At 60.6% G+C, this 13434-nt stretch carries 10 protein-coding genes; 9 read left to right on the top strand and 1 reads right to left on the bottom strand.

The features are described 5' to 3' along the window. Window positions 1–2: 2 nt before the first annotated feature. The 5 genes from cobN to ACM6IV_RS09570 all read left to right on the top strand — a co-directional run bounded on the left by cobN (window position 3) and on the right by ACM6IV_RS09570 (window position 9457). The gene (gene cobN / locus ACM6IV_RS09590; RefSeq protein ID WP_414869747.1) at window positions 3–3851 is read left to right on the top strand and encodes a cobaltochelatase subunit CobN; all 3849 of its coding nucleotides are present in this window, start codon (window positions 3–5) and stop codon (window positions 3849–3851) included. A 240-nt stretch (window positions 3852–4091) separates the two neighbouring features. Beyond that, on the top strand, window positions 4092–5093 hold the full coding sequence (locus ACM6IV_RS09585; RefSeq protein WP_414869746.1) for an ATP-binding protein: 1002 nt from the start codon (window positions 4092–4094) through the stop codon (window positions 5091–5093). Further along, window positions 5018–5749 (top strand): vWA domain-containing protein, encoded by a 732-nt coding sequence (locus ACM6IV_RS09580; protein WP_414869745.1) that lies wholly within the window; start codon window positions 5018–5020, stop codon window positions 5747–5749. Before ACM6IV_RS09585 ends, ACM6IV_RS09580 begins: the two co-directional genes overlap by 76 nt. 180 nt (window positions 5750–5929) lie before the next feature. Beyond that, window positions 5930–7576: a phospholipase D-like domain-containing protein gene (locus ACM6IV_RS09575; protein WP_414869744.1), complete on the top strand. Its 1647-nt coding sequence runs from the start codon at window positions 5930–5932 to the stop codon at window positions 7574–7576. Between the two features lie 321 nt (window positions 7577–7897). Beyond that, window positions 7898–9457 (top strand): TerC family protein, encoded by a 1560-nt coding sequence (locus ACM6IV_RS09570; RefSeq protein ID WP_414869743.1) that lies wholly within the window; start codon window positions 7898–7900, stop codon window positions 9455–9457. Window positions 9458–9616: 159 nt separating this feature from the next. Here ACM6IV_RS09570 and ACM6IV_RS09565 read toward each other — a convergent pair whose 3' ends face one another. Further along, window positions 9617–10048, bottom strand: coding sequence for a thioredoxin family protein (locus tag ACM6IV_RS09565; RefSeq protein ID WP_414869742.1), 432 nt, complete (start codon window positions 10046–10048; stop codon window positions 9617–9619). Window positions 10049–10384: 336 nt separating this feature from the next. On the opposite strand from ACM6IV_RS09565, the gene ACM6IV_RS09560 reads away from it, so the two are divergent. Genes ACM6IV_RS09560 through ACM6IV_RS09545 form a run of 4 tightly spaced genes read left to right on the top strand, consistent with a single transcriptional unit; the run spans window position 10385 to window position 13407 of the window. Beyond that, a complete protein-coding gene (locus ACM6IV_RS09560; RefSeq protein ID WP_123449107.1) occupies window positions 10385–11233 on the top strand; it encodes a transporter substrate-binding domain-containing protein in 849 nt (282 codons plus the stop codon). 51 nt (window positions 11234–11284) lie between these two features. After that, complete coding sequence (locus ACM6IV_RS09555) at window positions 11285–11947, top strand: amino acid ABC transporter permease (protein ID WP_414869741.1); 663 nt, start codon at window positions 11285–11287, stop codon at window positions 11945–11947. A 9-nt stretch (window positions 11948–11956) separates the two neighbouring features. Further along, on the top strand, window positions 11957–12619 hold the full coding sequence (locus ACM6IV_RS09550; RefSeq protein WP_414869740.1) for an amino acid ABC transporter permease: 663 nt from the start codon (window positions 11957–11959) through the stop codon (window positions 12617–12619). Further along, complete coding sequence (locus ACM6IV_RS09545; RefSeq protein ID WP_414869739.1) at window positions 12616–13407, top strand: amino acid ABC transporter ATP-binding protein; 792 nt, start codon at window positions 12616–12618, stop codon at window positions 13405–13407. Before ACM6IV_RS09550 ends, ACM6IV_RS09545 begins: the two co-directional genes overlap by 4 nt. Window positions 13408–13434 lie beyond the last annotated feature (27 nt).

Here is a 13434-nt window from a genome sequence, read left to right as displayed (position 1 = left end):
CCATGCACCTGCTCAGGACCCAGCCCGGCGGTTTCGTCTCGGATGACAATATTGCCGACCTTGGCCAGACCCCCGCCGAGCTGGTGATCCTGTGTAGCGGCGACTCCAGCCTCGCGCTGCTTGCCGAAGCCGCGCAGCAATTGCCCGAGGATTACCCGAGCCTGCGTCTGGCCAACCCGATGCAGGTGCAGAATCACGCTTCGGTCGACTTGTACGTCGACGAAGTGCTGCGTCATGCCAAGGTCATCCTGATTTCGCTGCACGGCGGCATCGCCTATTGGCGCTACGGCGTCGAGCGTCTGATCGAACTTTCCGGGCGCGGTGTACAGGTGATTCTGGTGCCGGGCGATGACCGTCCCGATCCGGAGCTCAGCGACTTGAGCACCGTCAACGCCGTGGATCGCGATCGTCTCTGGCAGTTCTTGCGTCAGGGCGGCCTGGGCAATGCACTGGATTTCTTCCGCTGCCTGGCCAACCGTTGGCTGGCTCGCGATTACGCCTGGGAAGAGCCGCAGACGCTGCCGCGCACGGCGATTTACCACCCGAATAAAACTTCCGCCGCTCTGAGTGACTGGCAAGCCGAATGGCTGCCGGAAAACCCGGTCGCGGCGGTGTTGTTTTACCGTTCGCATTTGCAAGCGGCGAACACCGCGTTCATCGATGTGTTCTGCCAGCGCTTGCAAGCGGCGGGGCTGAATCCGCTGCCGATCGCGGTGGCCAGCCTGAAAGAACCCGGCTGTCTGACGGTAGTCGAGGATTGGCTGGACGAGGTCGAGGCCGGGGTGATTCTCAACACTACCGGTTTTGCCCAGTCCAGCCCTGAGGCGCCGCATTTACGGCCGTTTCGCCGCAATATCCCGGTGATTCAGGCGATCTGCGCGCAGGACAACGAACCCGGCTGGCGCGACAGCGAGCAAGGTCTGGGGCCACGGGATCTGGCGATGCACATTGCCTTGCCGGAACTCGACGGGCGCATCATCAGCCGGCCGATCAGTTTCAAGGATCTGGCCTGGCGCAGTGAGCGCAGCCAGTCCGACGTGGTCTGCTACCGCGCGCAAGCCGAACGCATGGATTTTGTCGCCGAACTGGCGCGGCGCTGGATTGATCTGGCGCGGGTGCCGAACGGCGAAAAACGCATCGCGTTGATTCTCGCCAACTACCCGACCCGCGACGGCCGTATCGGCAACGGTGTCGGTCTTGACACGCCGGCGGCGGCGCTGAATATCCTGCGAGCATTGCAAACTGAGGGCTATCCGCTCGCCGCTGAACTGCCGAATAGCGGCACCCGGTTGATCGAGCAATTGCTCGGTGGCGTCAGCAACGATCTCGACACCATCGATCTGCGGCCGTGCCAGCAAAGCCTGGCGATGGACGCTTACCTGACGATGTTCAATGCGCTGCCCGAGGCCAATCGCAGCGCTGTGAACGAACGCTGGGGCGCGCCGCACAACGATCCGATGTGCCGCGACGGGCGCATGATGATCGCCGGTCTGCGTTTTGGCCTTACCTTCGTCGGCATTCAGCCGGCGCGCGGCTATCAGGTTGATCCGAGCGCGGTGTATCACGACCCCGATCTGGTGCCGCCGCACGGTTATCTGGCGTTCTATTTCTGGTTGCGCAATACCTACGGCGCTCACGCCGTGATCCATGTCGGCAAACACGGCAACCTCGAATGGCTGCCGGGCAAAGGCGTTGGTCTTTCGCAGAACTGCTGGCCGGATGCGTTGCTCGGGCCGCTGCCGAATATCTATCCGTTTATCGTCAATGATCCGGGCGAGGGTGCCCAGGCCAAGCGACGCACGCAAGCGGTGATCATCGATCACCTGATGCCACCGCTGACCCGTGCCGAAACCTACGGCCCACTGCGCAATCTGGAGTTGCTGGCCGACGAATATTACGAAGCGCAGTTGCTCGATCCGCGCCGCGCCCGTGAGCTGCAGCGCGACATTCTGCGATTGGTCCGCGAGACGCAGATCGACCGCGAACTGCAACTCGATGCCGCGCTGGACAGCGACGCCGATGCGGCGATCTGGCTGCCGCGTCTCGATACCTATTTGTGTGATCTGAAGGAATCGCAGATTCGCGATGGTTTGCACGTGTTCGGTGAATCGCCGACCGGGCGTTTGCGTATTGATACGTTGCTGGCGCTGCTGCGCATTCCACGCGGAGACGGGAAGGGCGCGCAATCGAGCCTGCTGCGCGCACTGGCCAAAGCCTTCGAACTGGGTTTCGATCCTTTGGATTGTGCGTTGGCTGATCCATGGACAGGCCCGCGTCCCGCAGAGCTGCAATCTCAAAGCGACGAGGTTTGGCGCACTGCTGGCGACACCCGCGAACGCCTCGAACTGTTTGCCACTGCGTTGATCTGCGAATCCCTGCAAATCCCCTGTGGGAGCGAGCCTGCTCGCGAAGGCGTCGTGTCAGTCGCTAAAGATTTACCTGAACCACCGCTTTCGCGAGCAGGCTCGCTCCCACAGGGGCCGGCGTGGGCTGAAGTCAGTGCGATCCTCGATAATCTGCGCGACGTCGTCGCGCCACGCCTCGATGCCTGCGGCCCGGCGGAAATGCGCGGTCTGCTCGACGCCCTCAGCGGTCGTTTCGTCCCCGCCGGCCCCAGCGGTGCTCCGAGCCGAGGTCGCCTCGACGTCCTGCCCACTGGCCGTAATTTCTACTCGGTTGACGTGCGCAACCTGCCGACCACCACCGCGTGGCGCATTGGTTTCCAGTCGGCGACGTTGATTCTTGAGCGCCACCTGCAAGACCACGGCGATCATCTGCGTCAGCTTGGATTATCCGTGTGGGGCACGGCGACCATGCGCACCGGTGGCGATGACATCGCCCAGGCCATGGCGTTGATGGGCGTGCGCCCGGTGTGGGCCACTGGCAGTCAGCGCGTCGATGATTTCGAGATTCTGCCGCTGAGCCTGCTCGATCGTCCGCGTGTCGATGTCACGCTGCGCGTCTCCGGTTTCTTCCGCGATGCCTTCGCTAACCTGATTCGCCTGTTCGACGCCGCCGTGCAAGCGGTGGCTGCCCTCGACGAACCGGACGACCTCAACCCGCTGGCGGCAAAAGTGCGGGCTGAGCGCGAGGCGCTGCGGCAATCGGGCCTCGACGAGGACACCGCGCGGCGTCAGGCCGGTTGGCGGATCTTCGGCGCCAAACCCGGCGCTTACGGCGCAGGCGTGCAGGGCGCGATCGACGGCCGTTTGTGGCAGACCCGCGAAGATCTTGCCGAGGTTTATCTGAACTGGGGCGCGTACGCCTATGGCGGTGCTGATGAGGGTACCGCTGCCCGCGAGCAGTTTGTTCAGCGCCTCAGTCAGGTGCAAGCGGTGCTGCAGAATCAGGACAACCGCGAGCACGACCTGCTTGATTCCAATGATTACTACCAGTTTCAGGGCGGCATGCTCGCGGCGGTGGAAAGCCTGCGCGGCGAGGCGGCGGCGAGTTATCACGGCGATCACAGCCAACCGGATCTGCCGAAGATTCGCACCTTGAAAGAAGAGCTGAACCGGGTGATTCGCTCGCGAGCGGCCAATCCGAAATGGATCGACGGGGTCAAGCGCCACGGCTATAAAGGCGCGTTCGAAATGGCCGCGACGATTGATAATCTGTTTGCGTTCGATGCGACGACGCAGTTGATCGATGACCACCAGTACGCGTTGCTGGCCGATGCTTATCTGCTGGATCCGGCAACGCGGGAGTTTGTTCGTGAGCATAACCCGCATGCGCTGCGGGACATGACCGAGCGCATGCTTGAGGCACAGCAGCGGGGGATGTGGCAGGAGCCGGGGGTTTATAAAGAGGCGCTGGAGAATCTGCTGCTGGATATAGAGGAAGATATGTAGCGTCCTCAGGAAAGTCACCCCCTCACCCCAGCCCTCTCCCCCAAGGGGGCGAGGGGGAAAGGGAGCCGATTTGTGTGCTGTTCAGAGTCGAAGTCAACTCGATAATTCAGGTCGGCGTAACTCGAAACAACACCTCGGTCAGTCCCCTCTCCCTTTGGGAGAGGGCTAGGGTGAGGGCCAGCCCAACTGACACCCCACAACCATCAAGCACACCAAAGACCACGACAGAGAAAACCCAAAATGACCGACACCCCGCATTTCCCCCTCTCCGCCGTGGTCGGCGCCGATGACCTCAAGCTTGCCCTGTGCCTCACCGCCATCGACCCGAAAATCGGCGGTGTGCTGATCGAAGGTCCACGCGGCATGGCCAAATCCACACTCGCCCGGGGCCTGGCCGATCTGCTCGCCAGCGGTCAATTCGTCACCTTGCCGCTGGGCGCCACCGAAGAGCGTCTGGTCGGTACCCTCGACCTCGACGCTGCCCTCAGCGCCGGACGCGCGCAGTTCTCGCCGGGCGTGCTGGCCAAGGCTGACGGCGGTGTGCTGTATGTCGATGAAGTCAATCTGCTGCCGGATCATCTGGTGGACCTGCTGCTCGACGTTGCCGCCAGCGGCACCAACCTGATCGAGCGCGACGGCATTTCCCATCGGCATTCGGCGAAGTTCGTGCTGATCGGTACGATGAATCCGGAAGAGGGCGAGTTGCGTCCGCAACTGCTCGACCGCTTTGGCCTGAACGTCGCCCTCAGCGGGCACACGGCACCTGCCGAACGCGGGCAGATCATCCGTCGCCGACTGGATTTCGACAGCGATCCGCAAGCCTTCTGCGCACAGTGGCAAGGCGAACAACAAGCCTTGCGTGCGCGGTGCGAAAACGCTCGCGGTGCCTTGGCCAATATTCCGCTGGACGATGCTGCACTGGCGCAGATCACCGAGCGTTGTTTCGCTGCCGGGGTGGATGGCCTGCGTGCTGATCTGGTCTGGTTGCGCGCCGCTCGCGCGCATGCGGCATGGCGCGGAGCCGAAGTGATTGGTGCAGAGGATATCGACGCCGTGGCCGAATTTGCCCTGCGCCATCGGCGTCGCGAGCAAGCGCCGTCGAGCCCGCAGCAGCCGGCACAGTCGTCGGCCGAAACTCAGGCTTCACCGAGCGAAGGGCAAGGGCAGTGGGGCGACATGCCGGCGCCGTCACTCGCCACCGGCGCCCGCCGCGAAGTGCCGAGCTGGCCAAAAAAGCTGTAGGCATTCGCCCCCGATCCGACGCGGGGGCGAATGCCAGACCCCGCGCCGGTCGGCTGGACAACGGACGTCAAGGCAAGCGACACAATGCCCGCAACGGCACGGTGAACTGGCCGGGCACGTTGCTCAACGGGCGTCCCCGGACGCGTGAGGATTTACTGTTTCAACTGCGTACGCGTTCACCGCATGAACTGTGGCTGGTGATCGTCGATGCCTCGGCGTCGACCCGGCGCCATCATGCGTTGAGCGATGCCAAAGGTCTGCTCGCGCAACTGTTTGATGACGCCTATCGCCAGCGCGCGCGCCTCGCATTATTGACGGCCAGCGGTTCGGCGCCGAAATGGCAGGTGCAGGGATTGAAGGCGTCCAGCGGCCTGCGGGGCTGGCTGGAGGCTTTGGGTGCCGGCGGCGGCACGCCGTTACTGGCGGCGCTGGTGCAGGCCGGGCAATGGCTGGCGGTGCGGCGCAAGCGTTTTCCCGCCGAGCAGCAACGGTTGCTGGTGGTGACCGATGGGCGTTTGAAACAGTGGTCGGGGTTGCCGGTGCTGGCGTGTCCGGGATTGCTGATCGATATTGAGCGAGGGCCGATTCGGTTGGGGCGGGCCAGGGATCTGGCGACGGCGCTGGATGTCGAGTATCTGCATATTGATGACCTTTAATATTTGCGCCGCCTGACAGGGCCTCATCGCGGGCAAGCCCGCTCCCACATAGTGTGCGAACGCTGCGGAACCTGTGGGAGCGGGCTTGCCCGCGAAGGCATCGACCCGGTTCCAGATCTGTAATACACAGCCCGCATCCCTGCTCTATGCTGCCCCCAGCCCAATCACAAGGAGTGAGCGATGCGCGTACTGGTCAAAAACCTCGCCGACGACTTCCGCGTCAAAGCCTACGCTGGCACCAACGGCGTGCTGCTGGCCATGGATCTGGCCGAGCCACGACGCAAAGGCCTGCTCGGGTTCGCCATCGAAAAGCAGCAGGGCGCCAAACCCTGGTTGTTCCTGTTCAACAGCCTGACCTTCCCGGACAGGGCTCACACTTTCCCCCAGTTCCACGCCACACCGAGTGATATCGCGCCGCTGCAAAAATTCCGTTGGGCCGATTACGCGGTCAATCCGGGCATGACCCTCCATTACCGCGTGCATCTGGCTTACGGCACCGCCGAGGCTGTGCAGTTGGGCGAGTCGCTGGAGTTGACGATCACCTCCGATGACGGCCGCCCGGGCAATCAAAGCGTGATATTCAATCGTGCCGTCGCCGCCAGTCAGGCCTTTCAGCGCAAGTTTCCCGAACTGGACGCGCTTATCAGCGCCAACAAGAACATGCCCATCGAAGCCTGGCCCGACGCGCCACGGCAGTGGCTGGAAAACGGCTTGCTCGGTCGCTTGCTCGGGTTTATCGAGCGTGCTGTCGATAGCCGATGGGCGCTGGACATTGCCATCTACGAATACCAGTTGCAGGCGATCATCGATGCGGTGAACGCGGCGTTCGCGCGGGGCGTGCAGGTGCGAGTGCTGTACCACGCGCGGCCGGATGACGAAGACACCACAATCAACGAAGCGAGCCTGGTGGGGCTGCCTGCCGCGAACAAGCGTGGGCGCGTAACCCATAACATCTTTCACAACAAATTCATGGTGCTGAGCCGCATCGAGGCCAACGGCGAGCAGCACCCTGAAGCGGTTCTGTGTGGCAGCACCAATTTCACCGCCAATGGGGTTTATCGCCAAGCCAACGTGGTGCATGTGCTGGATGATGAAGCGATTGCCGGCAGTTATCGGCAAACGTTCGAGCAGATCTGGGCGCAACCGGATGAGGTTGGCGCAACCCGTGACTGGGTGACCCGACACAACCCGATGAATCTGCAGCAGCCGGTGTTCGCCGGATTCTCACCGCGTACCGGCGGTGCAGATTTGCAGGCGTTCGAGCGGATCATCAACGCGGCCAAAAAGGATGTGCTATTCGTCACCGCGTTCTCGCTACCCGACGCGATCCTTAATGCTTTGCTGGGTCAGCCCCACGACGACATTTTGCGTTACGGTCTGCAAAACACGGCCAGCCGAATCACCGGTTTTCACGCCGACCGCAGCGCAGAATTTGCCGCCACTGCGCTGCTCAACACCGGGCTGGAAGGCTGGCTGCGCGAGAATATGAAGGGCCAGAAGGGCAATTTGCTGGTGCACACCAAAGCGGTGGTCACCGATTTCACCACGGACACACCGACAATCATCAGCGGCAGCCACAACCTCAGCGCTTCGGCGAGTAATGGCAACGACGAAAACTACCTGATCATTCGCGGCGACACCGATCTGGCGGATCGTTACGGCCTGGAACTGCTGCGGTTTTATGAGCATTACCGCTTTCGTTATTTTGCGAAGAAGCTGGCGTTAAAGCAGGTCAATCCGTTGGCGATGGATGACCGTTGGACGAATGATTACTACATCGAAGGGGATTTGCGCCAGTTGTCCCGCCTGCGCTTCGCTGGCCGTTGACGCCGCTCTTCAGGAGCTGCCGCAGGCTGCTCCTACACAGGTTTCTGTGGTGTTTTACAGATTTTGAAATGATTTCAAGCTGTAGGAAAAGTCAGTTAAGCCTGTACGCTCCAAGGCCATTTTTCATTCAGGATTTGCATGAACACCCTCGCGGAGCCTCCCAGTTTCAGATTCCCCTCGTGCCATGGCGCGGTCTTGACGCACTCGCAGCATCCAGTTTTCCGACATCCGACTATCGTTGCCAACGCGGCTCCAGAGCCTTCGCGTTGCACCTTGCCGTGTCCGGCAGCCTGAATTTATCGAGAGAGATAGAGACGTTTTATGGAATGGTTAGCGGATCCCACAGCCTGGTTGGGCTTGTTGACATTGATCGTGCTGGAACTGGTGCTGGGTATCGACAACCTGGTGTTCATCGCCATCCTGGCGGACAAGTTGCCACCGCATCAGCGTGACCGTGCGCGGATTATCGGCCTGTCGCTGGCGCTGATCATGCGCCTTGGCCTGTTGGCGAGTATTTCCTGGCTGGTGACACTGACTCAACCGTTGTTCGAGGTGTTCGGCAAAAGCTTCTCCGGGCGCGATCTGATCATGCTGTTCGGTGGTGTGTTTCTGTTGTTCAAGGCCACCATGGAGTTGCACGAGCGTCTTGAAGGGCATGTCGGTGAGCGCACGACCAACGCCGCTTATGCCTTGTTCTGGCCGATCGTCGCGCAGATTGTGGTGCTCGACGCGGTGTTCTCGCTCGATGCGGTGATCACGGCCGTGGGCATGGTCGATGAATTGGCGGTGATGATGATCGCGGTGATCATCTCGATCGGCTTGATGATTGTTGCCAGCAAGCCGCTGACGCGCTTCGTCAACGCGCACCCGACGGTGATCATGCTGTGTCTGGGCTTCCTGATGATGATCGGTTTTGCCCTGACGGCCGAAGGTCTGGGCTTCCACATTCCGAAAGGTTATCTGTACGCTGCCATCGGTTTCTCGATTCTGATCGAGGTGTTCAATCAGATCGCCCGGGCTCGGCGCAAGCGCTCGATGCAGGGTTTACGGCCAATGCGCGAGCGAACGGCACACGCGGTCATGCGCTTGCTGGGCGGACGCAAACTGGCGGTGGAAGAGGTCGGCGAGGACATTTCGGACCTGCTCGACGACGGTGACGCGCCAAGTGCCGAACTGTTCGATCGTCGTGAACGGGTGATGATCAGCGGTGTGCTGCAACTGGCCGAACGCCCGATTCGTGGACTGATGACCGTGCGTGCCGATGTCGACACTATTGATCTGGCGGATGATCGCGAGGCGATTCGGACCCGCTTGATGCATTCGTCCTACTCGCGTCTGCCGTTGATTCGCAACGGCGTGGTGGATGAGCCTTTGGGCTTCGTGCACAAGAAAGAACTGCTCAAGGAGTACCTGGCCGGCACTGAGCCGAACCTGGAGCATCTGGCGCGCAAGACCATCAACCTGCTCGACAGCTATTCGATCCTCAACGCGCTGGAGCAAATGCGCGCCGCCTCGACTCACATTGCCTTCGTGGTCAATGAATTCGGTGATTTCGTCGGTGTGCTGACCATGACGGACATCCTCGAATCGATCGCCGGCGAGTTGCCGGATGCCAGCGAAATCGAAGGCCCGGACGTGATCGAGGAGCAGGGCGGGTTTATCGTCAGCGGCGCGTTGAACCTGGCGCGTGTACGCCAACGCACCGGGTTTGGTGCGCAGCCGACCGAGGACTATCAGACCATGGCCGGGTTGGTGATGAGCCTGCTGGACCGCTTGCCGGTCATCGGTGATCGTCTGGAACTTGATGGCTGGCAGATGACGGTCAAAGCCGTGGAAGAGCGGCGGGTGACGCGGGTTCTTTTGGAGCGCGCGCCTGCGTAATCCTTGAGTTCTCTACTAACTGTGCCGGCCTCTTCGCGAGCAAGCTCACTCCCACATTGGAACGCGTTGCAAATGTGGGAGCGAGCCTGCTCGCGAATGCATTGGGTTCAGGCACCGCACTATTCACTGATGAAAAGTGTAGTTTTTCAGTCCGCATGTTCAACACAGACTCCGCAGGCGTGCCCGAGGAACAGTGCGCAGAGTACGAAATGTTCGACGCAGCCAAGACAGATCATGCGTTCGCTTTCGGGGCGCGGGGGGCGCCTTGGTCTTGCCGATGTGTTCGGCGAAATCCCGTGCGAGGGTTGTTTCGGTGCCGATGCCCTTGAGTTTTTTCACCAGTCTGCCGCTTTTGTAAAACAACACCGTTGGGGTTCCGGTCACCAGCGGGTGGCGCGGAGATTCGCTGGTATTGAGCATGTAGATATTGGCGCGGTGCCGGTACGGCTCGGCGGTCTGGCGAAAAATCGGACCGGCCCACTCGCAGGCGGGGCAGTGGTCGTTGGCGAAATACAGAATCACCGGGCGCCAGGTTTTCAGGGCTTTGCGATAGGTGGGGGGCAACGTGGAGAGAGGGATATTCGCGCTCATGACGATCTCCGTTTCGGATAACGCTGTTTCGCAAACGGTAATCCAGCGCGGTCGGTACGCCTACTGTCAGAGTTGACAGGTGTAACTCGCCTGGTTTTGTGCCAAGCGCCCTGAAATGTGGCGCGAGTACCCGACGTGTGTGGCCAACGGTAGCGAGTCTTCACCGTGCGTTTGGTAACGGCATTACTGTCCGTCTCTGCATCTCTTTGATTTCGATAATGTTTCATTGCACAGCAGATTCTCATCCAAGGCTGTGGCACACTTTCTGCTGTCTATTCCGTAGTAACAAACCGTGTTCCGGTATAGCGGAATAAACACCATTCTGGAGTGCTTGCCATGCATCGCCGTCCTTCGTTGTTCAAAGCGTGTGTTTTTGTTCTTGCGGCTTCGTCCGCTGTCATGGGCATGGCCCAGGCAGCCGACAGCAAACTCGACAGTGTTCTGGCCCGTGGCAAGTTGATCGTGGGCACCGGCAGCACCAATGCGCCGTGGCACTTTCAGGGTGCGGATGGCAAGCTGCAGGGTTTTGATATCGACATCGCCAGGATGGTGGCCAAAGGTCTATTCAACGATCCGAGCAAAGTCGAGTTCGTCGTGCAGTCGTCGGATGCGCGGATTCCCAATCTGCTCACCGACAAGGTCGACATGAGCTGCCAGTTCATCACTGTCACCGCCAGCCGCGCGCAGCAGGTGGCGTTCACGTTGCCGTATTACCGCGAAGGCGTCGGCCTGCTGCTGCCGAACAACAGCAAGTACAAGGAAATCGAAGACCTGCAAGCCGCCGGCGACAGCGTTACCGTCGCCGTGCTGCAAAACGTCTACGCCGAAGAGCTGGTGCATCAGGCCCTGCCCAAAGCCAAGGTCGACCAGTACGACAGCGTCGATCTGATGTATCAGGCAGTGAACTCCGGTCGCGCCGATGCCGCCGCCACCGACCAGTCCTCGGTCAAATACCTGATGGTGCAGAACCCTGGCCGCTACCGCAGCCCAAGCTATGCGTGGAGCCCGCAAACCTACGCGTGTGCGGTGAAACGCGGCGATCAGGATTGGCTGAACTTCGTCAACACCGCACTGCATGAAGCCATGACCGGCGTTGAATTCCCGACCTACGCGGCCTCGTTCAAGCAATGGTTCGGTGTAGATCTGCCGTCGCCAGCGATCGGTTTCCCAGTCGAATTCAAATGATCCCGTGAGAGCGGGGCGATTCACTTCGCCTCGCTCAAGGTACTGCTGACCATGAACTATCAGTTGAACTTTGCCGCCGTGTGGCGCGATTTCGACACCTTGCTGGCCGGGCTCGGTCTGGGCCTCGAACTGGCGCTGGTGTCGATCGCGATCGGCTGCGTGATCGGCCTGCTGATGGCGTTTGCCTTGCTTTCAAAGCATCGCTCTTTGCGGGTGCTGGCCTCGGTATACGTCACGGTGGTGCGTAACACGCCGATTCTGGTGTTGATTCTATTGATCTACTTTGCGTTGCCGAGTCTCGGCATTCGGCTGGACAAGATTCCCTCGTTCATCATCACCCTGTCACTGTATGCCGGGGCGTACCTGACCGAAGTGTTCCGTGGCGGTTTGCTGAGCATCCCCAAAGGGCAGCGCGAAGCCGGGCTGGCGATCGGTCTCGGTGAATGGCAGGTCAAGGCTTACGTCACGGTGCCGGTGATGCTGCGCAATGTCTTGCCGGCGCTGTCGAACAACTTCATTTCGCTGTTCAAGGACACCTCGCTGGCCGCCGCGATTGCGGTGCCGGAGCTGACCTATTACGCGCGCAAGATCAATGTCGAGAGCTACCGGGTAATCGAAACCTGGCTGGTGACCACGGCGTTGTATGTCGCGGCCTGTTACCTCATTGCCATGCTGCTGCGATACCTCGAGCAGCGTCTGGCGATCCGCCGATAGGAGGCCGCAATGTACGAATCTCCCAGTTGGTTACATGAGTTGTGGATTGCGCGTGAGCCGCTGTGGCAGGGGTTCCTGACCAGTGTGCAAGTGTCGGCGCTGGCGATTTTGCTTGGCACGATAGTCGGCGTTGTTGCCGGGCTGGTGCTGACCTATGGCAAGTTCTGGATGCGCGCACCGTTTCGTTTTTACGTCGACTTGATTCGCGGTACGCCGGTGTTCGTGCTGGTGCTGGCCTGCTTCTATATGGCGCCGGCGCTCGGCTGGCAGATCAGCGCATTTCAGGCCGGGGCATTGGGACTGACGCTGTTTTGCGGTTCCCACGTTGCCGAGATCGTTCGCGGCGCGCTGCAAGCACTGCCCCGGGGACAAATGGAAGCGAGCAAGGCCATCGGTCTGACGTTTTATCAATCCCTTGGCTACGTTTTGTTGCCTCAGGCGTTGCGGCAGATCCTGCCGACCTGGGTCAACTCGTCCACCGAAATCGTCAAGGCGTCGACCTTGCTCTCGGTGATCGGCGTTGCCGAGTTGCTGCTCAGCACGCAACAGATCATCGCGCGAAACTTCATGACCCTGGAATTTTACCTGTTCGCCGGTTTTCTGTTCTTCGTCATCAACTACGGCATCGAATTACTCGGCCGGCACATTGAAAAGCGGGTGGCCCTGCCATGACTCAAGTTCAAGTTTCCTCACAGCCTCAGGCGTTGCTGGACATCCGTGGCCTGCACAAACAATACGGCGCGGTCGAGGTGCTCAGGGGCGTCGATCTGAGTATGCAGCGCGGCAACGTGGTGACGCTGATCGGCTCCAGTGGCTCGGGCAAGACCACGCTGCTGCGTTGCGTGAACATGCTCGAAGAGTTCCAGGGCGGGCAGATCCTGCTCGACGGTGAATCCATCGGTTATGACGAAGTCAACGGCAAGCGCGTGCGCCACGGGGAAAAGGTCATTGCTCGTCATCGTGCGATGACCGGCATGGCGTTCCAGCAATTCAACCTGTTCCCGCACCTGACCGCGTTGCAGAACGTCACCCTGGGCTTGCTCAAGGTGAAGAAAATGCACAAGGACGAAGCCGTGGCGCTCGCCGAGAAATGGTTGGAGCGCGTCGGTCTGCTGGAGCGGCGCAATCACTTTCCCGGTCAGTTGTCCGGCGGTCAGCAACAGCGCGTAGCAATTGCCCGGGCCATTGCGATGAACCCGAGTCTGATGCTCTTCGACGAGGTCACTTCGGCGCTCGACCCGGAACTGGTTGGCGAAGTGCTCAGCGTGATCAAGGGCCTGGCCGAAGACGGCATGACCATGCTGCTGGTGACCCACGAGATGCGTTTTGCCTTCGAAGTCTCGGACAAGATCGTTTTCATGAATCAGGGGCGGATCGAAGAGCAGGGGCCTCCCAAGGAACTGTTCGAACGCCCGCAATCGCCGCGTCTGGCTGAGTTTCTGAAAAGCACGCGGTTTTAATCTTATGTTTTCAAATCAGGAGAAACA

Origin of the sequence: Pseudomonas sp. IT-347P, assembly GCF_949768005.1 — a bacterium.
Classification (GTDB): Bacteria; Pseudomonadota; Gammaproteobacteria; order Pseudomonadales; family Pseudomonadaceae; genus Aquipseudomonas.
This window is presented reverse-complemented; position numbering and strand designations above follow the sequence as displayed.